General features: G+C 62.0%; 21 protein-coding genes. 12 read left to right on the top strand and 9 right to left on the bottom strand.

The window, feature by feature from the left end; all coding sequences use genetic code 11:
• The first annotated feature begins 165 nt into the window (after nt 1–165).
• Nucleotides 166–852, top strand: coding sequence for an SDR family oxidoreductase (locus FEE99_RS07855; protein ID WP_041479651.1), 687 nt, complete (start codon nt 166–168; stop codon nt 850–852).
• 266 nt (nt 853–1,118) lie between these two features.
• A complete protein-coding gene (locus FEE99_RS07850; RefSeq protein ID WP_016771813.1) occupies nt 1,119–2,477 on the top strand; it encodes an 8-oxoguanine deaminase in 1,359 nt (452 codons plus the stop codon).
• Between the two features lie 116 nt (nt 2,478–2,593).
• Here the strand turns inward: FEE99_RS07850 and FEE99_RS07845 are convergent, their stop codons facing one another.
• A complete protein-coding gene (locus FEE99_RS07845; RefSeq protein WP_041479650.1) occupies nt 2,594–3,685 on the bottom strand; it encodes a calcium:proton antiporter in 1,092 nt (363 codons plus the stop codon).
• A gap of 286 nt (nt 3,686–3,971) precedes the next feature.
• On the opposite strand from FEE99_RS07845, the gene FEE99_RS07840 reads away from it, so the two are divergent.
• From FEE99_RS07840 to FEE99_RS07830, 3 genes are all read left to right on the top strand, one after another.
• Entirely contained in the window at nt 3,972–5,045 is a 1,074-nt protein-coding gene (locus FEE99_RS07840; RefSeq protein WP_041479649.1) for a BMP family ABC transporter substrate-binding protein, read from the top strand.
• Between the two features lie 145 nt (nt 5,046–5,190).
• On the top strand, nt 5,191–6,156 hold the full coding sequence (locus tag FEE99_RS07835) for a 2-oxoglutarate and iron-dependent oxygenase domain-containing protein (protein WP_041479648.1): 966 nt from the start codon (nt 5,191–5,193) through the stop codon (nt 6,154–6,156).
• Between the two features lie 80 nt (nt 6,157–6,236).
• Complete coding sequence (locus tag FEE99_RS07830; protein ID WP_024011466.1) at nt 6,237–7,190, top strand: adenosine deaminase; 954 nt, start codon at nt 6,237–6,239, stop codon at nt 7,188–7,190.
• Between the two features lie 126 nt (nt 7,191–7,316).
• On the opposite strand, the gene FEE99_RS07825 is transcribed toward FEE99_RS07830, so the two are convergent.
• The 3 genes from FEE99_RS07825 to FEE99_RS07815 all read right to left on the bottom strand — a co-directional run bounded on the left by FEE99_RS07825 (nt 7,317) and on the right by FEE99_RS07815 (nt 10,808).
• On the bottom strand, nt 7,317–8,699 hold the full coding sequence (locus FEE99_RS07825) for an MFS transporter (RefSeq protein WP_041479647.1): 1,383 nt from the start codon (nt 8,697–8,699) through the stop codon (nt 7,317–7,319).
• Nucleotides 8,700–8,826: 127 nt separating this feature from the next.
• The gene (locus FEE99_RS07820; protein ID WP_041479646.1) at nt 8,827–9,561 is read right to left on the bottom strand and encodes an ArsR/SmtB family transcription factor; all 735 of its coding nucleotides are present in this window, start codon (nt 9,559–9,561) and stop codon (nt 8,827–8,829) included.
• Between the two features lie 317 nt (nt 9,562–9,878).
• Nucleotides 9,879–10,808, bottom strand: a complete 930-nt coding sequence (locus FEE99_RS07815) for a LysR family transcriptional regulator (protein ID WP_016771820.1) — start codon at nt 10,806–10,808, stop codon at nt 9,879–9,881.
• Nucleotides 10,809–10,927: 119 nt separating this feature from the next.
• Here FEE99_RS07815 and FEE99_RS07810 point away from each other — a divergent pair, with 119 nt between their 5' ends.
• The 3 genes from FEE99_RS07810 (at nt 10,928) to FEE99_RS07800 (ending at nt 12,593) form a co-directional block, all read left to right on the top strand.
• Entirely contained in the window at nt 10,928–11,221 is a 294-nt protein-coding gene (locus FEE99_RS07810) for a putative quinol monooxygenase (protein ID WP_041479645.1), read from the top strand.
• A 32-nt stretch (nt 11,222–11,253) separates the two neighbouring features.
• On the top strand, nt 11,254–12,267 hold the full coding sequence (locus FEE99_RS07805) for a zinc-binding alcohol dehydrogenase family protein (protein WP_041479644.1): 1,014 nt from the start codon (nt 11,254–11,256) through the stop codon (nt 12,265–12,267).
• A gap of 152 nt (nt 12,268–12,419) precedes the next feature.
• Nucleotides 12,420–12,593: a hypothetical protein gene (locus FEE99_RS07800; RefSeq protein WP_016771823.1), complete on the top strand. Its 174-nt coding sequence runs from the start codon at nt 12,420–12,422 to the stop codon at nt 12,591–12,593.
• A gap of 17 nt (nt 12,594–12,610) precedes the next feature.
• Here the strand turns inward: FEE99_RS07800 and FEE99_RS07795 are convergent, their stop codons facing one another.
• Complete coding sequence (locus FEE99_RS07795) at nt 12,611–13,807, bottom strand: multidrug effflux MFS transporter (RefSeq protein ID WP_024011460.1); 1,197 nt, start codon at nt 13,805–13,807, stop codon at nt 12,611–12,613.
• Between the two features lie 87 nt (nt 13,808–13,894).
• Nucleotides 13,895–14,092, bottom strand: coding sequence for a cation transporter (locus FEE99_RS07790; RefSeq protein WP_041479643.1), 198 nt, complete (start codon nt 14,090–14,092; stop codon nt 13,895–13,897).
• 148 nt (nt 14,093–14,240) lie between these two features.
• Here FEE99_RS07790 and FEE99_RS07785 point away from each other — a divergent pair, with 148 nt between their 5' ends.
• The 3 genes from FEE99_RS07785 to cueR all read left to right on the top strand — a co-directional run bounded on the left by FEE99_RS07785 (nt 14,241) and on the right by cueR (nt 17,636).
• The gene (locus FEE99_RS07785) at nt 14,241–14,624 is read left to right on the top strand and encodes a hypothetical protein (RefSeq protein WP_024011458.1); all 384 of its coding nucleotides are present in this window, start codon (nt 14,241–14,243) and stop codon (nt 14,622–14,624) included.
• A gap of 208 nt (nt 14,625–14,832) precedes the next feature.
• A complete protein-coding gene (cueA, locus tag FEE99_RS07780; protein ID WP_041479642.1) occupies nt 14,833–17,226 on the top strand; it encodes a copper resistance metal-translocating P1-type ATPase CueA in 2,394 nt (797 codons plus the stop codon).
• On the top strand, nt 17,223–17,636 hold the full coding sequence (cueR, locus tag FEE99_RS07775) for a Cu(I)-responsive transcriptional regulator (protein ID WP_016771827.1): 414 nt from the start codon (nt 17,223–17,225) through the stop codon (nt 17,634–17,636). The genes cueA and cueR overlap by 4 nt, the downstream gene beginning before the upstream one ends.
• On the opposite strand, the gene FEE99_RS07770 is transcribed toward cueR, so the two are convergent.
• From FEE99_RS07770 to FEE99_RS07760, 3 genes are all read right to left on the bottom strand, one after another.
• Nucleotides 17,590–18,798 (bottom strand): MFS transporter, encoded by a 1,209-nt coding sequence (locus FEE99_RS07770; RefSeq protein ID WP_041479641.1) that lies wholly within the window; start codon nt 18,796–18,798, stop codon nt 17,590–17,592. The two genes, cueR and FEE99_RS07770, sit on opposite strands and share 47 nt — an antisense overlap.
• 166 nt (nt 18,799–18,964) lie before the next feature.
• The gene (locus tag FEE99_RS07765) at nt 18,965–19,861 is read right to left on the bottom strand and encodes a PA4780 family RIO1-like protein kinase (RefSeq protein ID WP_016771829.1); all 897 of its coding nucleotides are present in this window, start codon (nt 19,859–19,861) and stop codon (nt 18,965–18,967) included.
• 344 nt (nt 19,862–20,205) lie between these two features.
• Nucleotides 20,206–21,483 carry an acetyl-CoA C-acetyltransferase gene (locus FEE99_RS07760; protein ID WP_041479640.1) on the bottom strand — a complete coding sequence of 426 codons (1,278 nt, stop codon included), beginning with the start codon at nt 21,481–21,483 and terminating at the stop codon, nt 20,206–20,208.
• Between the two features lie 237 nt (nt 21,484–21,720).
• Between FEE99_RS07760 and FEE99_RS07755 the strand changes: the two genes are divergently transcribed.
• Complete coding sequence (locus FEE99_RS07755; RefSeq protein WP_041479639.1) at nt 21,721–23,073, top strand: 3-oxoacyl-ACP reductase; 1,353 nt, start codon at nt 21,721–21,723, stop codon at nt 23,071–23,073.

The raw sequence follows: 23,073 nt of genomic DNA, 5'->3' as shown, positions 1-23,073 counted from the left end.
ATCTGGAGCACGACCCACAACTATTTCTGATCAAACACCCTCGAGAAACTCAAGACGCCTGGAGTATGCTCCGGGATCAAAGCCTGTTTTCGCCAAGCGCTGCAACTGTGGCGCGGTCAGGCGTGTCCATTGAATCCTGAATGCTGACTTTCAAGGAAACCCATCATGTCTCAGGCAAAAAACGCACTGATCATCGGCGCCTCCCGCGGCTTGGGCCTCGGTCTGGTGAAGACCCTGCTGGGCGATGGCTGGCAAGTGACCGCGACAGTGCGCAATCCGCAGAAGGCCGAGGCGCTGCAAGCGCTGGGTGACGTGCGCATCGAGAAGCTCGACATGGACGATCAGCAAGCGGTGATCGCTCTGAGCCAGAAGCTCAAGGGCGAAACCTTCGATCTGTTGTTCATCAACGCCGGGGTCAAAGGCCCGGACGTGCAGACGCCGGGCGGCGCGACCCTGGCCGAGGTCGGGCAACTGTTTTTCACCAACGCGGTGGCGCCGATCAATCTGGCCCAGCGTTTCGTCGGGCAGATTCGCGACGGCAGCGGCGTGCTGGCGTTCATGAGTTCGGTACTCGGCAGCGTGACCATGCCCGACGCGCCGGAACTGGCGTTGTACAAGGCGAGCAAAGCGGCGCTGAATTCGATGACCAACAGTTTTGTCACGCAACTGGGCGAGCAGAAACTGACCGTACTTTCGCTGCACCCGGGCTGGGTGAAGACCGACATGGGCGGCGAAGGCGCCGATCTCGACGTCGAGACCAGCACCCGCGGGCTGATCGATCAGGTCAATGCGTTTACCGGCAAGGGCGGGCATCACTTCGTCAATTACAAGGGTGAAACCATTTCCTGGTAAGTCTACGAATCTCCTGTGTAGGAGCTGCCGAAGGCTCGGGCCGCGATCGGACGATCTTTTGATTTTCAAGATCAAGATCAAGATCAAAAGATCGCAGCCTTCGGCAGCTCCTACACGGGACCGTGGTGTCCGGTCGGGTTGGGCTTGCCCGATGGGGCGATTTGTTTGAAACTGCGCGCCTCGTCCTTCGCGGCGACCCTGGATCAGCAGACAGGGCAACACTGAGCTGGCAACCCTGAACCCAACTTTCAGAGGAGCCGGCCACAATGCCTGCGACCCGTACCTGGTTAAAAAATCCCCTCGCCATTTTCACTTCCAACGAGCTTGATGCCCGTGGCGGCCTTGTCGTGCAAGACGGTGTCATCGTCGAAGTCCTCGCTGCCGGTCAGCAGCCGTCGGCGCCGTGCAATGAAGTGTTCGATGCCCGCGAGCATGTGATCCTGCCGGGCCTGATCAACACTCACCATCACTTCTATCAAACCCTGACCCGCGCCTGGGCGCCGGTGGTCAATCAGCCGCTGTTCCCGTGGCTGAAAACCCTGTACCCGGTATGGGCGCGGCTGACCCCGGAAAAACTCGCCCTCGCCACGAAAGTGGCGCTGGCCGAATTGCTGCTCTCGGGTTGCACCACCGCTGCCGACCATCACTATCTGTTCCCGGACGGTCTGGAAAACGCCATCGACGTGCAGGTCGAAACGGTGCGTGAACTGGGCATGCGCGCCATGCTCACGCGCGGCTCGATGAGCCTTGGCGAGAAGGACGGCGGCCTGCCTCCGCAACAAACGGTGCAGGAAGGCCAGGTGATTCTCGACGACAGCCAGCGGCTGATTCACGAGTATCACGAGCGTGGCGACGGCGCGCAGATCCAGATCGCTCTGGCGCCATGTTCGCCATTTTCGGTGACCCCGGAAATCATGTCGGCCAGTGCTGATCTGGCGAACAAGCTCGATGTGCGTCTGCACACCCACCTCGCTGAAACTCTCGATGAAGAAGACTTCTGTCTGCAACGCTTCGGCCTGCGCACCGTCGATTATCTGGACAGCGTCGGCTGGCTCGGTCCGCGTACCTGGCTGGCCCACGGCATTCATTTCAACCCCGACGAAATCGCCCGCCTCGGCCAGGCCGGCACGGGCATCTGCCACTGCCCAAGCTCGAACATGCGCCTGGCGTCCGGCATCTGCCCGAGCATCGAGCTGACCGACGCCGGCGCGCTGTTCGGTCTTGGCGTTGACGGTTCGGCGTCCAACGATGCCTCGAACATGATCCTCGAAGCGCGTCAGGCCCTGTATATCCAGCGCCTGCGCTACGGCGCTGAAAAGATCACCCCGGAACGCGTGCTGGGCTGGGCGACCAAGGGTTCGGCGAGCCTGCTCGGTCGCAGCGACATCGGCGAAATCGCCGTGGGCAAGCAGGCGGATCTGGCGTTGTTCAAGCTCGATGAACTGCGCTTCTCCGGTAGCCATGATCCGATTTCGGCGTTGCTGCTGTGCGGCGCGGATCGTGCGGATCGAGTAATGATTGGCGGCAAGTGGCGTGTGGTTGATGGTCAGGTTGAAGGGCTGGATCTGAAAGGTTTGATCGCCGATCACAGCCAGGCGGCCCGGCAGTTGATTGCCGGCACCTGATCCAACGACAGTCCTCTGTAGGAGCTGCCGAAGGCTGCGATCTTTTGATCTGTTTTCTAGAAGCAAGATCAACAGATCGCAGCCTTCGGCAACTCCTACAGGGGGCTGGGCTCGGCTCAGAGTCCCAAAAGGGACAACATGATGAATGTGGCAAACAGCACAAAGTGCGTCATGCCCTCAATGGCGTTGGTCTCGCCGTCATTGAGGTTGATCGCGCTGACGATCAGGGTGATGAAGATCATCACCGTTTGCACCGGGGTCATCGCCATTTGAAACGGCTGGCCGGTGTACAGCGCCATCGCTTCCATCACCGGTACGGTCAGAATCACCGTCGACAGTGACGCTCCCATCGCAATGTTGACCACCGACTGCATGCGATTGGCCAGCGCCGCTCGTAATGCGGTGAGAATCTCCGGCGCGGCGGAAATCGCTGCCACCAGAATCGCCGTGATTACCGGCGGCGCGCCCGTGCCTTCCAGGCCCAGATCGAGGGTCTTGGACATCACCTCGGCCAGTGCGCCGATGATCACCACCCCCGACACCAGAATGCCGACCGACAGCGCCAGGCTGACCGGTTTCGGCTCCTGCTCGACCGGCTCTTTCTTGCGACGTTTGTCCGGGTAGCTGTAGCTGAAAAAGTAACTGTGCGGGCCGACCTGCATGCGCAGGAACAGCGCGTAGAGCACCATCATTGCGCCAATGGTGAACGCCGAATACATCTTCCAGTTGGCCTCGGGAATGAATTCCGGCACCACCATCGACACGCCCATCGCGGTGAGGATCATGACGCTGTAGCTGCGCGCCGAATCGTCGTTGTAGGACTGCTCGCCGTGTTTGATCCCGCCCATCAGTGCGGCGAGGCCGAGGATGCCGTTGATGTCGAGCATCACCGCTGAATAAATCGTGTCGCGCACCAGCGTTGCCGAGGCTTCGTTGCTCATCATGATCGCCAGGATCACCACTTCGACCAGCACTGCCGAGAGTGTGAGGATCATCGTGCCGTAGGGGTCGCCGACTTTTTCCGCCAGCAGTTCAGCGTGATGAGCAACACGCATCGAAGCGGCGACGATAAAGGCGATCAGCAGCAGACCGCCGCCCAGCGCGACGATCTGGCCGCTGTGCAGCAGCCAGTGTTCCAGTGGATAAGCGACGCACGCGGCAAGGACTGCCAGCAGCAGGAAGCTTTCTTGTTTGAGGATCGAGAGCATGACGGGCCTTTTGCCGAAAAGAGCTGATGAAGCTACTGACTGCCGAGCGCCGCTAACGTTTCGTTACATCTTTGCGCACCACGCGATGGCAGCTGGATTCAGGCATGCACTTTTATTGGCCTTGCCGGCCTCTTCGCGAGCAGGCTCGCTCCCACATTGAAATGCGTCCCTGTGGGAGCGAGCCTGCTCGCGAAGGCCGCACCGCGTTTTCAAATGAGTTTGTTGTCCTGTTGGTCAGCAATTTGCATTGGCCCTGAGCACACACAACAAAATGGAGTTCGGGTTCATGCCAATACGTCCGCTGCACAAACTGCTGTACGCCGCCATCGGTCTGGGAATCAGCCTGAGCGCCAGCGCTGCCGATCCGCTGAAGGTCGGTTTCGTCTACATCGGCCCGATCGGTGACCACGGCTGGACGTATCAGCACGAACAGGGGCGCAAGGCCCTGGCGGAAAAACTCGGCACGCAGATCACCACCAACTACGTGGAAAACGTCGCCGAGGGCGCCGACGCCGAGCGGGTGATCCGCAACATGGCCAAGGACAAATACGACCTGATCTTCACCACGTCTTTCGGCTACATGAACCCGACAGTGAAAGTCGCCAAGCAATTTCCCAAGGTGACGTTCGAACACGCCACCGGTTACAAGCAGGACAAGAACCTCGGCACCTACCTGGCGCGCACTTACGAGGGCCGTTACGTCAGCGGTTTCCTCGCAGCGAAGATGACCAAGACCAAGAAGATCGGCTACGTCGCTTCGTTCCCGATTCCGGAAGTGATCCGCGACATCAACGCCATTCAACTGGCCTTGAACAAGTACAACCCTGGCACCGAAATCAAAGTGGTGTGGGTCAACTCCTGGTTCGATCCGGGCAAGGAAGCCGACGCCGCCAACGCGCTGATCGATCAGGGTGTTGATGTGGTGTTCCAGCACACCGACAGCCCGGCGCCGATCCAGGCTGCCGAACGGCGCGGCGTGTATGCCGTGGGCTACGCCTCGGACATGGCCCACTTCGGCCCGAAAGCGGTGCTGACCTCTATCGTCAACGACTGGGCGCCGCACTACATTCAGGCGACGCAGAGCGTGATCGATCACACCTGGAAATCCCAGGATTACTGGGGCGGGTTGAAGGAAGGCACGGTGGAACTGCCGATCAGCGACCTGGTGCCGGCGCCGGTGAAAGCCGAAGCCGAGCAGTTGATCGCCGACATCAAGAGCGGCGCATTGCAGCCGTTTACCGGGCCGATCAAGGATCAGGCCGGTGTAGAAAAAATCCCGGCGGGCGTGAGCGCGACCAATGCGGAACTGGCTTCGATGAATTATTACGTTGAGGGCATGAAGGCCGAGATGCCGAAGTAGTCCCCCGATTCACCACACAAAACCCTGTGGGAGCGAGCCTGCTCGCGAAAGCGGTGTGTCATTAAACAAAAATGTTGTCTGACACTCCCTCTTCGCGAGCAGGCTCGCTCCCACATTGGAAACACAGCGTATTCAAGGATTGTGTATGGATCAGCTTCCGATCATTGATATCAGCCCGCTCTATAGCGACGACGAAAACGCCTGGCCTGCGGTGGCCGAACAAATCGACCAAGCCTGTCGCGAGTGGGGCTTTTTCTATATCAAGGGCCATCCGATCTCGGCGCAACGCATCGACGATCTGCTCGATCACGCCCAGCGCTTCTTCGCCTTGCCCGCCGCAGAAAAACTCAAGATCGACATCACTCAGACCCGCCATCATCGCGGCTACGGTGCGATTGCCACAGAGCAACTGGACCCGGACAAACCCAGTGACCTCAAAGAAACCTTCGACATGGGCCTGCACCTGCCGGACGAACATCCCGAGGTGCTCGCGGAAAAACCCTTGCGCGGCCCCAATCGGCACCCGGCGCAACCCGGCTGGGAAACGCTGATGGAGCAGCATTACCTCGACATGCAGGCGCTGGCGCAAACCCTGCTTCGAGCGATGACCGTTGCGCTGGGCATCGAGCGCGACTTCTTCGATACGCGTTTTGTCGAACCGGTCAGCGTGTTGCGCATGATCCATTATCCGCCGCGTCACACCGCCAGTTCCGCCGAGCAGCAAGGCGCCGGCGCCCATACCGATTACGGCTGCATCACCCTGCTCTATCAGGACAGCGCCGGCGGTTTGCAGGTGAAGAACGTCAAAGGTGAATGGATCGACGCGCCACCGATTGACGGCACGTTCGTGGTCAACCTCGGCGACATGATGGCGCGCTGGAGCAACGACCGTTATCGCTCGACGCCGCACCGGGTGATCAGCCCGCTGGGCGTAGATCGCTATTCGATGCCGTTCTTCGCCGAACCGCACCCGGACACGCGCATCGAATGCCTGCCCGGCTGCCAGGACGCGCAGCATCCGGCGAAATATCCGACCACCACCTGCGCCGAATTCCTGCTGTCGCGTTTCGCCGATACCTACGCGTATCGACGTGAGCAAGAGGCGGTTTGATCGATCACCTGGTCAGGTTTTGCCAATTGTTGCGGCCAGCCTCTGTAGAATGCCGGAATTGCACCTGATGAGAAAAGACTATGTACGACTGGCTCAACGCCCTGCCCAAAGCCGAACTGCACCTGCATCTGGAAGGTTCGCTGGAGCCTGAACTGCTGTTCGCCCTGGCCGAACGCAACAAGATCGCCTTGCCGTGGAGCGACGTCGAAACCCTGCGCAAGGCCTACGCCTTCAACAATCTGCAGGAATTTCTCGACCTGTATTACCAGGGCGCCGATGTGCTGCGCACCTCGCAGGATTTCTACGACCTGACCTGGGCCTACCTGCTGCGCTGCAAAGCGCAGAACGTGATCCACACCGAACCGTTCTTCGATCCGCAGACCCACACCGACCGGGGCATCCCGTTCGAAGTGGTGCTCAACGGCATCGCCGCCGCACTCAAGGATGGCGAGACGCAACTGGGCATCAGCAGCGGTTTGATCCTCAGCTTCCTGCGCCACCTCAGCGAAGACGAAGCACAGAAAACCCTCGATCAGGCGCTGCCGTTCCGTGATGCGTTTGTCGCGGTCGGGCTCGACAGTTCCGAGATGGGCCACCCGCCGAGCAAGTTCAAACGCGTCTTCGATCGCGCCCGCGACGAAGGCTTCCTCACCGTCGCCCACGCCGGTGAAGAAGGCCCGCCGGAGTACATCTGGGAAGCCATTGACCTGCTGAAAATCCAGCGCATCGACCATGGCGTGCGCGCCATCGAAGACGAGCGCCTGATGCAGCGGATCATCGACGAGCAGATCCCGCTGACCGTGTGCCCGCTGTCGAACACCAAGCTCTGCGTGTTCGATCACATGTCGCAGCACAACATCCTCGACATGCTCGAGCGCGGCGTGAAGGTCACGGTCAACTCCGATGACCCGGCGTATTTCGGTGGGTACGTGACCGAGAACTTCCATGCTCTGCATGAGCATCTGGGCATGACCCAGGATCAGGCCAAGCGCCTGGCGCAGAACAGCCTGGATGCGCGGTTGGTAAAACCGTAAGCAACTGCAAAATCACATCAATACTTGTGGGAGCGGGCTTGCCCGCGATAGCGGATTGTCAGTCAACATAGATGTTGAATTTGCTGGCCCCATCGCGGGCAAGCCCGCTCCCACAGGGTGCTGCGTTTATTTGAATAGCTGCGCTTCAGTAAGCTCTTCCAGCGTCTTGCCCCGCGTCTCCATCCCGAACAGCCACACCACGCCCGCCGCGATCGCAAAGCACGCCGCGCCCAGCGCGAACACCCCGCCCTGCCCGGTAATCGGGAACACCAGCCCGGTCACCAATGGCCCGAGCAGTGAGCCGACGCGGCCGATGGCCGAGGCGAATCCCGAGCCGGTTGCCCGTGCGGACGTCGGGTACAGCTCCGGCGTGTAGGTGTAGAGCACCGCCCACATGCCGAACAGAAAGAACTGCATCAACAATCCGGTGCCGATCAGCAACGCCACGTTACCGCCGAACACCGCGCTCTGCCCGTACAGAAACGCCATCACCCCGCCGCCCAGCAGGGTGACGATGCACACCGGTTTGCGCCCCCAACGCTCGACTAGCCACGCCGCCATGAGGAAGCCGGGAATCCCGCCGAGTGAGATCAGCACCGTGTAGTACACCGACTGCGTCACGGCGAAACCCGACTGCTGCAGCAATGCGCTGAGCCAGGAAGTCAGCCCGTAGAAGCCCAACAATGCGAAGAACCACAGACTCCAGATCATCGTTGTGCGCTGGCGATATTGCGGCGACCAGATCTGCTTGAGTGCCGAGAAGAAATTACCCGGTGGCGTCACCGTGCGTGGCAAACGAACCGGTTCCGGCAAGTCTGCACCGCCCAGCGAAGCACGCACTCGCGCTTCGATGCCGTTCAACACCTTGTCCGCGTCGACGTCGCGCCCGGCCTGTTCCAGCCAGCGCGGCGACTCAGGAATGAAAAAGCGGATCGCCAGAACGAACACCGCCGGCACCGCCAGCACCAGAAAGATATCGCGCCAGCCAATCAACGGCAGCAGGAAGTACGAGAGCACGCCCGCCGCGACAAACCCCAGCGGCCAGAAGCCGTCCATCAGGGCGATGTAGCGCCCGCGTCGTTGCGCCGGAATCAGCTCCGAGAGCATCGACTGTGCGATGGGAAACTCCATGCCCATGCCAATTCCGAGCAGGATGCGAAACAGCGTCAGCGTCTCCACCGTCTGCGCCGTCGAACACAGGTAACTGGCCACGCCCCACAGCACGATGCTCCACTGAAACACCGGTTTGCGCCCGAAGCGGTCGGCGAGCATCCCTGACAACGACGCCCCGAGCACCATGCCGAAAAAGCTCGAGCTGGCCAGCAACCCCGCTTGCGCACTGCTCAGGCCGAACTCGGCTTTGATCGAGCCGAGCAGGAAAGTCATCATCGCCAGATCCATGGAATCGAAGAAAAACGCCAAGGCGATGATGATGAAAATGACGCGGTGATAGCCGCTGAGCGGCAGCCGTTCCAGGCGTTCAGCCGCACTAAAGCGTTGTGTATTCATGTTGTGCTCCCCCATCCGGAAAATCCCCGGATCGAGTGTGCGCGATGGTCATACAGAGGTCGTACTGGATGCGACCTGTTCACAGCCGTGGACGACGTCAGCCTTCAGCTCATCGCCGAGCAACGCTCTAGAACGCTGTTTCCAGCTCGGTTTCCTTGGCAAAGCGATGGATTTCGCGCTGGCCGGTGGCGGTCAACTGCAAGGCGCGGGAATCGTTGGGCAAGGTCAGCCAGCCGGACTGCATGAATAACTGCAACAGCGCCGCGCCCAGTGAGCCGCCCATGTGCGGACGGCGCTCGCTCCAGTCCGGGCAGGCGCAGGCGACCTGCACGTTGCGATGGGCCAGGGCCTGGATGAACACTCCGCGCTGCGCCAGTCGGGTGGAGCCCTTGTGCGTCACCACCACCCGCTGCTCAAGCTGTTCGATCCAGCCGGCGTCGAGCAGGCGCTGATACAGGTCGGCCGCCAGGGTGCCGCCCAGATGATCGTCGCAGAATCGCGCGCGCAATAGCGAAGACGGCGCCGCCTGCGGCCTGACCATGGGAGTCGTGCGTTTCAGCGCATCAGGGATTTGCCGTGGCGCGCTGGCAATGGTGGCGCTGGCCAGTGCTTCGATTGCCGCGCCGATTTCCGGTGCCGCCAGGCGAAAGAAGCGTTTGCGCCCACGCATTTCAATGTTCAACAGCCCCCCTGCGGACAGGCGTCCCAGATGCGCACTGGCCGACGACGGCGAGAGCCCGGCCAGCAGCGCCAGCTCTTCGGCTTGCCGCGCCGAGCCATCCATCAACGCCCACATCATCGCGCTGCGCTTGGGGTCGGCCAGCAATGTCGCGATCTGGCTGATGCACGGTGCATGTTCCATATGTTCACTCCCTGTTGAATCGTATCGTCTACCGCTCGGAGACATCCTGGCCGGTTATGGGGCATCGGCCAACACGCGAAAATCGCCCGGGATCGGTGGCAAGGGATGCCACCGACACCAGCTGCTCCGGCACACAACCTGGCAGCAGAAGTAGCAACCGTCACCAAAAGCCGGCAACGCGTTACGGGGTCTGCGCGCCGGGTGTCAGTGCAGGCATGAGGCGGGCGCTAGTATAAGCGGGTTAAGCCAGACGTCCTGCGCCTGGGCCTGGGCAGGTGGCGATTGTTCCTGACAGAAATTTCTCTAATTGCCTGCGACTAATGATCAACTTTGAGGAAACCGGGAAATTGGCTACTCAATTCGGCGCATCGGCTGGCGAGCATCTCTCTCAGAAGGTTCACCGGCTTACTCAATTGTGCGCGATGGGCGCACAACAGATTCAGCGGTGCGCGCTCACACAGCAGTTCCGGCATCAGCACTTTGAGGCGTCCGGCGAGCACATCGGCGCCGACGTCGAGCCAGGATTTGTAGGCAATACCGGCACCGGCCAGCGCCCATAGCCGCACGACGTCGGCGTCATCGCTGAAGCGATCGCCACTCACGGTCAGGCCGACTTCGCGCTTGCCATCGTGAAAACTCCAGTGGTCGTGGACGCGGCTGCCGAGCATGTACAAAAGGCAGTTGTGCTGGGCCAATTGCTCGAGCTGGCGCGGCTCCCCATGCCGGGCCAGATAGTCGGGGGATGCGCACAACACCCGGCGATTGTGTGGGGCGATGGGCAAGGCGATCAGGCTGGAATCTTCCGGCTCGCCGTAGCGCAGGGCGATGTCCACCGGTTGCCGGAACAGGTCGGCGATGCGGTCGCCAAGCAGCAGGCGCACCGTCAGTTTCGGGTGTTCACGCTGGAACGCGTCGAGCCACGGCAGCAGCAGATTGCGGCCGAAGTCCGAGGGCGCCGAAAGCTGCAAAATCCCGCTGACCTGATCCTGACCGCTGGCGAGCAGGCGACGCCCTTCGTCGAGATTGCTCAGGGCGGCGCGCGCATATTCGAGAAAACCTTCACCCTCGGCGGTGAGGCGCAGGCTGCGGGTCGACCGCGCCAGCAGTCGTGCGCCGAGTTGCTGCTCGATGCGCTTCAACGCTGCGCTGGCCACCGCCGCAGACATGTCCATCACCCGTGCCGCCGCCGACAGGCTGCCCAGATCCGCCGCGCGGACAAACAACTGCAGGTCATCAAAACGCAGCATGCGCAGCCTCGATTATCAAAAAAATATTGAAAGAGACTGCTCTTTTAGCCGGTTTTATCGCGCAGAGAAATAGCCAATGATGGCCTCCATCGAATTCACCCCGATTCTGGAGTCCGCGCATGTCCCAGCCCTTTACCGCTATTGCTACTCTGACCGCCAAGCCCGGTCAGCAGGACGTTCTCGAACAGGCGCTGCGTGCCCTTGTCGAACCGAGCCGCGCCGAGCCGGGTTGTGGCCAGTACGACCTGCACCGCGACCTTGCCGATCCGCAGGTTTTTTATGTCATCGAACAGTGGGCCAGTGACGAGATTCTTGAGACGCACAACGCCAGCGCGCATTTTCAGAATTTTCAGGCCAGCGCCGGCCACACCATCGAACACTTCCAGCTCAAACGCCTCGGCAAGATTGCCTGAATCCTTCTTCTATCAACTGTACGGAGCCATCCATGAAAGCCATTGCCTATTACGCGTCCCTGCCGATCAGCGACACCAAGTCCCTGCAAGACATTGAACTGCCAGAACCGGTCGCAGGCCCGCGCGACCTCTTGGTGGAAGTCAAAGCCATCTCGGTCAACCCGGTCGACACCAAAGTGCGGCAGAACATGGCGCCGGAAAACGGCACGGCGAAAGTGCTGGGCTGGGACGTTGCCGGTGTGGTGAAAGCCGTGGGCAGCGACGTCACCCTGTTCAAGGCCGGTGACAAGGTGTTTTACGCCGGTTCGATTGCCCGGGCCGGTGGCAACAGCGAGTTGCACGTGGTCGATGAGCGCATCGTCGGTCACATGCCCAAGTCCCTCGGTTTTGCCGAAGCCGCCGCGCTACCGCTGACCGCCATCACTGCGTGGGAATTGCTCTTCGAGCGCCTGCAAATCAGCGAAGGCCGCAATGATCAAGGCCAGAGCCTGCTGATCGTTGGTGCGGCGGGCGGCGTGGGCTCGATCCTTACCCAATTGGCCAAGCAGTTGACCGGCCTGAAAGTAATCGGCACCGCTTCGCGCCCACAGACCCGTGACTGGGTCAGCGAACTCGGTGCCGATCTGGTCATCGATCACAGCCAGCCACTGAGCGAAGAATTGAAGCGCGCCGGAATCGACAGCGTGACCCACGTCGCCAGCCTGACCCAGACCGATCAGCATCTGGCGCAACTGGTCGAAGCCCTCGCGCCGCAAGGCAAGCTGGCGCTGATCGACGATCCGAAGTCCCTCGACATCAGCCTGCTCAAGCGCAAGAGCCTGTCGCTGCACTGGGAGTTCATGTACACCCGCTCGCTGTTCGAAACGCCGGACATGATCGAACAGCACAAGCTGCTCAACCGCGTCGCCGAACTGATCGACGCCGGCACTTTGAAGACAACTTTGGGCGAGCACTTCGGCGTGATCAATGCAGCCAACCTGCGACGCGCCCATGAGCTGCTGGAAAGCGGCAAGGCCAAGGGGAAAATTGTTTTAGAAGGTTTCTAAAAAAATAAAGCCCCGCAACCGCTCGTGATGCCAGAGCGGTTGCGGGGCTTTTTGCCGTCAGTCGGTTGCTTGACCCTTGTCACAATTACGCGGGTATCGAGGTCTACAATCGAAGCCTCTGCGATACATCTTTTACGCAAGGGAGGTCAGCAATGAAGATCCTGATAAAAGAAGTGGCAAAGTCTCAATGGCAGGTGCGCCTGGACCAGCACGTCGTAACCTTTCGCAGTGAAGCCGAGGCTCTGGCCTTCACTCGCACCCTCGAAGCGCGACTCTGCGCGCCCCACCGAATCCCCGAACCCAGCCAGCAGCGCGCCGCCGGCTGAGCTTTCCAGGCAGAGCGTCAAACCTGGGCTTGCGCCAACGCCCGGGCATTCTGCAAGCGCCGGGTGAGCAGCGCGACGCTCACCACCAGCAAACCACACAGGCTGATGACCATGGCCATCGGCACGGCGCTGCCATCGTGCAACACCCCCACCAACGCGGCAGCACCGGCGGCGATGCTGAATTGCAGGCAACCGAGCATTGCCGAAGCACTGCCGGCGCGGGCGCCCTGACCGTTCATCGCGCAGGCCGAGGCGTTGGGAATGATGCAGCCGAGGCTGGCAATGCAGATGAACAGCGGAATCAGCAACGGCCACAACGCCTCTGGACGCATCGCGCTGACCGCCAACAGCGTCAGCCCGGCGAGGAAATACACCCACACCGCGCGCACCAGCAAGAACGCCGGGCCACGCTTGGCCAGCAGACGCGCATTGACCTGCGCCACCAGAATGAACCCCGCCGCGTTGGTGCCGAACAGCCAGCCAAAATGCTCGGCGGGTACACCGTAGAGCTTGATGAACACAAACGGTGAGCCAGCGATGTAGGCGAACATGCCGGCAATCGCGATGCCACCGGTCAGGGCATGGCCCAGATAGACCGAGTCCTTGACCAGTCGCGCGTACTGGCGCAACGCACCGGACAACGGCTGGCGCGGCACGTGGGCCGGCATGCTTTCCGGCAGCCCCAACGCCACCGCCAGACCCGCCGCCGCACTGAACCCGGTGAGCACCAGAAAGATCGACTGCCAACCCGTGGTATTGACCAGCAGCCCACCGAGCATCGGCGCCAGAATCGGCGCCAGGCCCATCACCAGCATCAATTGGGAAAACACCTTCGCCGAGCCCACCGCGTCGCACTTGTCGGCAACCACCGCGCGGGAAATCACCATCCCCGCACAGCCACCGAGTGCCTGGACGAAACGCGCGCCGATCAGCCATTCCAGGCTCGGCGCGTAGGCGCAGGCCAATGACGCCAGGGTGAACAGAGCAACGCCGCTGAGCAGCGGAAGTCGCCGGCCGAAACGATCGGAAATCGGCCCGTAAGCCAGTTGGCCCAGCGACAGACCGAGGAAGTAAGCCGCCAGCGTCAGCTGGACATGCTGCTCATCGGTGCCGAAGGCCAGCGCCATGGCCGGGAAGGCAGGTAAATAGAAGTCGATCGCCAAAGGACCGAAGGCGCTCAAGGCGCCGAGTATCAAAATCGTGCGGAAGTTCATCAGGCATCCAGGTGGGCAAGTCGCAGCCCGACAGTCTAGCCGCGCCCGGACGCCTTGAACATTCCGATAGCTCGCTAACGATCAATTTCAGACGAGCTTCACCTCATAACCCTCTTCGCGAATCGCTGCGATGACCTGATCGGCACTCAGCGCACTTTCGACGCCGACTTCCTTGGCCGCCAGATCGACCCGCACGCTGGCTGCCGGATCCAGCGCCTGCACCGCAGTGGTAATGGCTTTGACGCAATGACCGCAGGACATGCCTTGAACGTTGAACACTTGCATGGGAAGACTCCTTTGAGTGAGGTTGCCGGCAGTCTCGAGCTTGCCACGATGGCAAGGTCAAGTTCTGCGAAAAACTGCCGGGCTGGCAATCGGCGCCGCGCTCGGCCAAGCTGCGTGTATCAATGACTGAAATTCAGGAGATTCAGCCATGCGCTGGTCAGCTTTGGGCCTGTTTGGCTTGCTCAGCCTTTTCGCCGCCGTCCCGCAGGTGCAAGCCGCCGGCGAGGATTACGCGGTACTGATCATTTCCCGCGAGCGCCTCGAAGTGGCGACCTCGTGCGAGATCGGCGTGTACATCCAGGACCAGCTCTCGGCGCGCCTGTTCCAGGAGCAGAGCACTTCGTTCAACCTGCCGCCGGGCAAGGTTTCGCTGCGCTTGAAGCTGCTGCCGGGCCAGGCGCCGGGTTGCAATCCCGGGATGCTGGCGCCGGGTTCGCAGGAAGTCGTGCTGCACGCCGGGGATGTGCTGAAGTTCCGCCTGGCGATGAATGCCGAAGGCGTGTACCTGAAGCCGGCTGGCCTCGGTTACTGAGCCAAGCGCCGACCCGTTGCCGATCGTTCCCACGCTCTGCGTGGGAATGCAGCCATGGACGCTCTGCGTCCCGAAGCGTGACGCGGAGCGTCACAGGAGGCATTCCCACGCGGAGCGTGGGAACGATCAACATCTTGCGAAATGGTGCTTGACCTTGCCCGCATGGCAAGGTTGATCCTGTAGACATCCACTACAGGGAGCGCGACCGATGTCCGAATCCATCACTTTCGATCTGCCGATTGCCGGCATGACCTGTGCCAGTTGCGCCGGGCGTGTCGAGCGAGCCCTGCGCAACGTCAGCGGCGCCAGCACCGTCAGCGTCAACCTCGCCACCGAACAGGCCCGGGTGCAGGCGCCCGGCGACAGCCTGCCGGCGCTGATGCAAGCTGTGGAGCGCGCCGGTTACAGCGTGCCCCGGCAAACCGTCGAATTGAGCATCGACGGCATGACCTGCGCCTCCTGCGTCGGTCGCGTCGAACGTGCCCTGAGCAAAGTCCCAAGCGTGAGCAGCGTCAGCGTCAATCTGGCCAACGAACGTGCGCACATCGAATTGCTCGGCCAGGTCGATACGCAAACCCTGCTCGACGCGGTGAGCAAGGCCGGTTACTCGGCCAGCGTCTGGCAAGCTGAACGGCCACAGTCCGATGACCAGCAAAAACGCCTGCATCGCGAGCGCTGGGCATTGATCTGTGCGATCGCCCTCGCTCTGCCACTGGTGTTGCCAATGTTGCTGCAGCCGTTCGGCATTCACTGGATGCTCCCGGCCTGGGCGCAATTCGCCCTCGCCACCCCCGTGCAATTCATCTTCGGCGCACGCTTTTATGTGGCGGCGTGGAAAGCCGTGCGCGCCGGCGCCGGCAACATGGACCTGCTCGTCGCCCTCGGCACCAGCGCCGGTTATGGCCTGAGTGTCTATGAATGGGCCAGCGCCGCCGGACGCATGCCGCATCTGTATTTCGAGGCCTCGGCGGTGGTCATCGCTTTGGTGTTGCTCGGCAAATATCTCGAAAGCCGCGCCAAACGCCAGACCGCCAGCGCCATCCGCGCTCTCGAAGCGTTGCGGCCGGAGCGCGCGATTCAAGTCATCGACGGGCGTGAGCAAGACGTTGCGATCAGCGCCCTGCGCCTCGACGATCTGGTGCTGGTCAAACCCGGCGAACGCTTCCCGGTGGATGGCGAAGTCGTCGAAGGCCAGAGCCACGCCGACGAAGCGCTGATCAGCGGCGAAAGCCTGCCAGTGCCGAAACAACCGGGCGACAAGGTCACCGGCGGCGCGATCAACGGCGAGGGTCGTTTGCTGGTGCGCACCCAGGCGCTCGGCGCGGAAACGGTGCTGGCGCGGATCATTCGTCTGGTCGAGGACGCGCAGGCGGCGAAAGCGCCGATCCAGAAACTGGTCGACAAGGTCAGCCAGATTTTCGTGCCGACCGTGTTGCTGATCGCCCTGGCCACGCTGATCGGCTGGTGGCTGTACGGCGCACCGCTGGAAACTGCGGTGATCAATGCCGTCGCCGTGCTGGTGATTGCCTGCCCGTGCGCCCTCGGCCTTGCCACCCCGACGGCGATCATGGCCGGCACCGGCGTCGCCGCACGCCACGGCATTCTGATCAAGGACGCCGAAGCGCTGGAGCGCGCCCATGAAGTCAGCAGCGTGGTGTTCGACAAGACCGGCACGCTGACCTCGGGTACGCCGCGTATCGCGCACTTCAGCGCGGTCGATGGTGACGAAAACAATTTGCTAACCCTGGCTGGCGCGTTGCAGCGCGGCAGCGAGCATCCGTTGGCCAAAGCGGTGCTGGATGCCGCCGCCGAACGCGGCTTGAATGTGCCCGACGTCAGCGACAGCCAGTCGCTGACCGGGCGCGGCATCGCTGGCACGCTGGATGGCCGGCGCCTGGCGCTGGGCAATCGGCGGATGCTCGACGAAAGCGGGTTGGGTGCCGGTGAATTGAGCTCATCCGCCGAGGCTTGGGAAAGTGAAGGCCGCACATTGTCGTGGTTGATTGAGCAAAGTCCCGAGCCGAAGGTGCTTGGTCTGTTCGCCTTCGGTGACACGCTGAAACCCGGCGCTCTGCAAGCGGTGCAACAACTCGCCGCACGGGATATCCAGAGCCACCTGCTGACCGGCGACAATCGCGGCAGCGCACGTGTGGTGGCCGAGGCCTTGGGCATCCGCAATGTTCACGCCGAAGTGCTGCCTGCCGACAAAGCCGCGACGGTGGCCGAGCTGAAGAAAACCGGCGTGGTTGCCATGGTCGGCGATGGTATCAACGACGCCCCGGCCCTCGCCGCCGCAGACATCGGCATCGCCATGGGCGGCGGCACCGACGTTGCCATGCACGCGGCCGGCATCACGTTGATGCGCGGCGATCCGCGACTGGTGCCGGCAGCGCTGGAGATCAGCCGCAAGACCTACGCGAAGATTCGCCAGAACCTGTTCTGGGCCTTTGTCTACAACCTGATCGGCATTCCGCTGGCGGTGTTCGGCTTCCTCAATCCGGTGCTGGCCGGCGCGGCGATGGCGCTGTCGAGCGTCAGCGTGGTGAGCAATGCGCTACTGTTGAAAACCTGGAAACCCAAGGACCTGGAGGAACACCGATGAACATCGGCCAAGCAGCCCGGCAGAGTGGCCTGAGTGCAAAAATGATCCGCTATTACGAATCGATCGGCCTGCTCAAAGCGGCCAATCGCACCGACAGCGGTTACCGCGTGTACGGCAGCGATGACCTGCACACGCTGGCTTTCATCAAGCGCTCGCGGGATCTGGGCTTTTCCCTGGAAGAGGTCGGCAAGCTGCTGACCCTCTGGCAGGATCGCCAGCGTGCCAGCGCCGATGTGAAAGCACTGGCGCGCCAGCACATCGATGAGCTGAATCAGAAGATCCGCGAGCTCGGCGAGTTGCGTGACACCCTGCAGGATCTGGTCGAGCATTGCAGCGGCGACCATCGCCCGGACTGCCCGATCCTCAAGGAACTGGCGTCGGGCTGCTGCGCGCAACCCGCCCGCGCCTGATCCGCAACAGCGTCACCACGCACAACGTACCCAAGGGAATGCCGTGGAACAGCATGACCACGGCCCCCGGCGTCCACCACGCATAGAACGGCGCAGCGACCAGCATGCCGATGCCGAAACCGGTCATCTGCAGCAAGGTCAGCACGCTGAAAATCGGCAGGCGCAAAGCCGCAGGTTCCCGTTGCAGCCGTGACATCAGGCTGACCTCGGAAACCCCGTCGCCAAGCCCGGCCGGCAAGGCGAACAGCAGCAGACCGTAGAGGCCGTGCTGCTGGAACATCAGAATGAAACCGCATGACATCAGCGCCACGCCGAAGAAAAATCTTCTTTCGAGGTGGCTGTTCTCCGAGCCCTTGAGGTGACTGGCGATGCGTGCGCCGAGCAGTTTGCCGCTGGCCCATACCGCAAGCGCCAGGCCCAAGGTCGTACTCGCCGCCTCCGGCGTGAGCAGTTTCGAAATGATCGGGAAGCCGACGTTGTGCGCGGCGCTGCCCAAGGTGTCGGCCATGGTCACCGCGAGCATTGCCGCAACCACTGGCGTCGAACGCAGGCCTTGCCGCAGCGCAAACCATTCACCGCGTACCGGCTGTTCGCTGACCTGCGTTTTTTCGAAACGCAGCGGCACGATCAGCAGAGCCGCAAGCAAATAGGTCAGCGCGTTGAGGGCGAAGACCGTTTCGAAACCAAAAGCAGCCACCAGCAACCCCGACACCAGACTGCCGCCGACCATGGCGGCTGAAGAAGCTGAAGTGATCCAGGCGTTGGCCTTGAGCAATTGCGCCGGCTCGATCAAACGCGGCAACTTGCTGTTGAGGCCGATGGCGAACATCGAATTGCCCAAGCCGAGGCCGAAGGCAATGAACGGCAACAGCCATGCCTGCTGACTCGCCGGTGTGATCAACAGCAGCCCCAGCACTGCCGCACGCAACAGATCGAACGCAATCAGCGGCGCGCGGCCCTGCCAGCGCCGGTAGAAGCGCGTGCCGATCAGACTGGCGAAAATTCCGCCACTGACACGGCTGGCGAGGAAGATGCCGACGCTCATGGCGCTGTTGCTCAGCAAATAAACGTAAGTGGCGAGCGCGACCATGTTGAGGAAGGCGCCGAAATCGGAGATCAGCCGGGCGGTTACGATCAGGTGGGTGTTGCGTGGGGTACTCACATACGGTCCTTGTAGGAGCTGCCGAAGGCTGCGATCTCTTGATTTTGTCCTTGAAGCAAAGGCAAAAGATCGCAGCCTTCGGCAGCTCCTACAAGGGCATGCTCGCGTTTGCGGAAAATGCGCGGGCACAAAAAACCCGGCCGAAGCCGGGTTTTTCATCACGCGATCACTGCATCCACGGCGGTGGAGGCGGTTCTTCGGGTTTGCCTTTCGGCGCGTCGTCCGCCGCGCGAATGGCCTGCTTGCGTTCCTCGTCGAGGCGCGCCGCTTCGATTTCGCGCAGCACCCCGCCGACATCCGCCAGGTCCTCCGGATCGTCGAACTCGCCGGTCAGCACACTGTTCGGGTGCAAGGTGCCGGCTTCGTACAACGCCCACATTTCCTTGGCATATTTGGTCTTCTTCAATTCCGGCGCGAAGCGACCGAAGTACGAAGCCATGTTGCCAACGTCACGCTCGAGCATGCTGAACGCGTGGTTGTTGCCCGCAGCGTCGACTGCCTGGGGCAAGTCGATGATGACCGGGCCGGTAGGTGTCAGCAGCACGTTGAACTCGGAGAGGTCACCGTGCACCAGACCGGTACACAACATCAGCACGATCTGCGAAATCAGGAAGGCGTGATACTCGCGCGCCTGATCCGGCTCCAGTACCACGTCGTTCAGACGCGGCGCAGCGTCGCCGAATTCGTCAGCCACCAGCTCCATCAACAGCACGCCGTCGAGGAAGTCATAGGGTTTGGGCACTCGCACACCGGCGCCGGCCAGACGGAACAGCGCCGCCACTTCGGCGTTCTGCCAGGCGTCTTCGGTCTCTTTGCGACCGAACTTGGACCCCTTCGCCATGGCCCGCGCCTGACGACTGTTACGAACCTTGCGGCCTTCCTGATACTCGGCCGCCTGGCGGAAACTGCGTTTATTCGCCTCCTTGTAGACCTTGGCGCAACGTAACTGATTGCCGCAGCGCACTACATAAACAGCTGCCTCTTTGCCACTCATCAGTGGACGCAGCACTTCGTCGACCAGACCGTCCTCGATCAGGGGTTCAATGCGTTTTGGAGTCTTCATCAGCTTTTATTGTGGGTCCTTTATTACCAAACACGCGAATGTCACTCGTTATACGGCAATCCTCGCCCGACGGGGAGGGGTTGCCGACCTGTGAACCTTGAGGATGCACACACTGTGCCGGATCAATCGCAGCGACCCGGGCGAATCATAGCCGAGACCGTGGCATTGATTGGTATCGGTCGGCAAGGGCATTTGCGACAGAATCTGACATGCACATGCACATGCACATGCACCGGATCCCCTGTGGGAGCGAGCCTGCTCGCGAAAGCGCTCTGTCAGCAGAGAATGATGGCGACTGACACGGCGCCTTCGCGAGCAGGCTCGCTCCCACATTGGAATACTGCTTAGCGTTCAATGATCGCGGTGACACCCTGCCCGCCCGCCGCACAGATCGAAATCAACCCTCGGCCCTTGCCCGCCGCATCCAGCAGCTTGGCCAGATTCGCGACAATCCGCCCGCCCGTCGCGGCGAACGGATGCCCCGCCGCCAGCGAACTGCCCTTCACATTGAGCCGACTGCGATCAATCGAACCCAGCGGTGCGTCGAGCCCCAGGCGGGTTTGGCAATATTCGGGATCCTCCCAGGCCTTGAGCGTGCACAGCACTTGCGCGGCGAAGGCTTCGTGAATTTCGTAGTAATCAAAATCCTGCAACGTCAGCCCATTGCGCGCCAGCAAGCGTGGCACGGCGTACACCGGCGCCATCAGCAGGCCCTCGGCACCGTTGACGAAATCCACCGCCGCCGCCTCGCCGTCGCGCAAGTAGGCAAGAATCGGCAAACCGCGCTCTCTGGCCCATTCTTCACTGCCGAGCAACACCACCGAAGCGCCATCGGTGAGCGGCGTGGAATTGCCCGCCGTCAGCGTGCCCTTGGCGCTTTTCTCGAAGGCCGGTTTCAGCGTGGCGAGTTTTTCCAGGGTCAGGTCCGGGCGCAGATTGTTGTCGCGGGTCAGGCCGAGGAACGGCGTCATCAGATCGTTGTGCCAGCCTTCGCTGTAAGAAGCGGCGAGTTTGTTATGGCTTTCGAGGGCCAGTTGATCCTGTTCTTCGCGGGGGATATTCCAGGTCTGCGCCATCAGTTCGCAGTGCTCGCCCATCGACAGGCCAGTGCGTGGCTCGCCGTTGCGCGGGAATTCGGGGATCAGGTGCTGGGGGCGCAACTGCAAAAGGGTTTTCAGTTTGTCGCCGGTACTCTTGGCGCGGTTGGCCTGCAGAAGAATCCTGCGCAGGCCTTCGCTGACGCTGATCGGCGCGTCGGAGGTGGTGTCGACGCCGCCGGCAATGCCACTGTCGATCTGGCCAAGGGCGATCTTGTTCGCAACCAGCAACGCCGCTTCCAGACCGGTGCCGCAGGCTTGCTGAATGTCATAGGCCGGTGTCGTCGGAGACAAGCGCGAGCCGAGCACGCATTCGCGGGTCAGGTTCATATCCCGTGACAATTTAAGCACAGCGCCCGCCACTACCTCGCCGATGCGCTGGCCGTGCAGGTTGTAGCGTTCGATCAGGCCTTCCAGCGCGGCGGTGAGCATCGCCTGATTGCTGGCCGTGGCGTACGGCCCGTTGGAGCGGGCGAAAGGGATGCGGTTACCGCCGATGATCGCGACGCGGCGCAGCTGGGTCATGGATAACTCCTGTGGAATTTGCGGATTCACATGGAAACCTGTGGGAGCTGGCTTGCCAGCGATGGGGGCGGCATTCCCAACCCTTCAGCGGCTGACACTCCGCCATCGCGGGCAAGCCCGCTCCCACAGGGTCAGTGGTCTACTCTGCTAAACCAGCGTAGGCCTTATTGCGCCGATCGAACGATTGATTGCCGCAGGCAGTCCACACTTTGAACCCCAACTTCTGGAGAGCGTTCCATGTCTGACCGCTATATCGACTTCGCCAACTCATCCTTCGGCCATCGTCTGGTCGGGGCCTTGGGCCTGCCGTCGCCGGTGCGGCTGGAACGCTGGCAGGCGGGACGTCTGCGGCCGATCGAGGGCGCCCTGTTGATCGGTGGCGGGCCGCTGGCCGAACGGATCAGCGTGTTTGCCAATCGCTTGACCGATGCCATCTACAGCTACGGCACCGAGCCCTCGCTGGCCACTGCATGGATCCCCGGCCACGGGCCGAAACTCAAAGCGGTGGTGTTCGACGCCAGCGATCTGCAACACACCGACCAGCTCAAGCAGTTGCGCGAGTTCTTCCAGCCATTGATGAAGAATCTCGACCATAGCGCGCATCTGGTCATCCTCGGCCGCGCGCCGGAAAGCTTGGGTGATCCGTTCGCCTCCAGTGCGCAGCGAGCACTCGAAGGCTTCTCGCGCTCGCTGGCCAAAGAGCTGCGCGGCGGTGGCACCTTGCAGCTGATCTACGTCGGCGAAGGTGCCGAAGATCAACTGGAAGGGCCGCTGCGATTCTTCCTCTCGCCGAAAAGTGCATTCGTTTCCGGTCAAGTGATTCGCCTGACCGCGTGCGCCACGCCAGTGACCGACTGGACGCGCCCCTTGGCCGGGCGCAAGGCGCTGGTCACCGGTGCTGCACGCGGCATCGGCGCGTCGATTGCCGAAACCCTGGCCCGTGATGGCGCCGAGGTGATTCTGCTCGATGTACCACCGGCCAAGACCGACCTCGAGGCCCTCGCCGCGCGCCTCGGCGGCCGGGCGATCACCCTCGATATCTGCGCCGATGACGCCGCCGCGCAATTGATGGAACAACTGCCCGACGGCCTCGACATCCTCGTGCACAACGCCGGCATCACCCGTGACAAAACCCTGGCCAACATGACCCCGGAATTCTGGGACGCGGTACTGGCCGTCAATCTCAACGCGCCGCAAGTGCTGACCAAGGCGCTGCTCGACAGCGGCACCCTGCGCGACAACGCACGGGTGGTCCTGCTTGCCTCGATCAGCGGCATCGCCGGCAATCGCGGGCAAACCAACTACGCGGCGAGCAAGGCTGGCCTGATCGGTCTGGCCCAGGCCTGGGCGCCGACGCTGCTGGAACGCGGCATCAGCATCAACGCCGTCGCCCCCGGGTTCATCGAAACGCAAATGACTGCGCACATTCCATTCGGCCTGCGCGAAGCCGGGCGGCGCATGAGTTCGCTGGGCCAGGGTGGCTTGCCGCAGGACGTCGCCGAAGCCGTGGCGTGGCTGGCGCAACCGGGCACGGGCGCGTTCACCGGGCAAGCGTTGCGGGTCTGTGGGCAAAGTGTTCTGGGGGCTTGA

The organism is Pseudomonas sp. ef1, assembly GCF_007293365.2.
Lineage (GTDB): Bacteria > Pseudomonadota > Gammaproteobacteria > Pseudomonadales > Pseudomonadaceae > Aquipseudomonas > Aquipseudomonas siliginis.
This window is presented reverse-complemented; position numbering and strand designations above follow the sequence as displayed.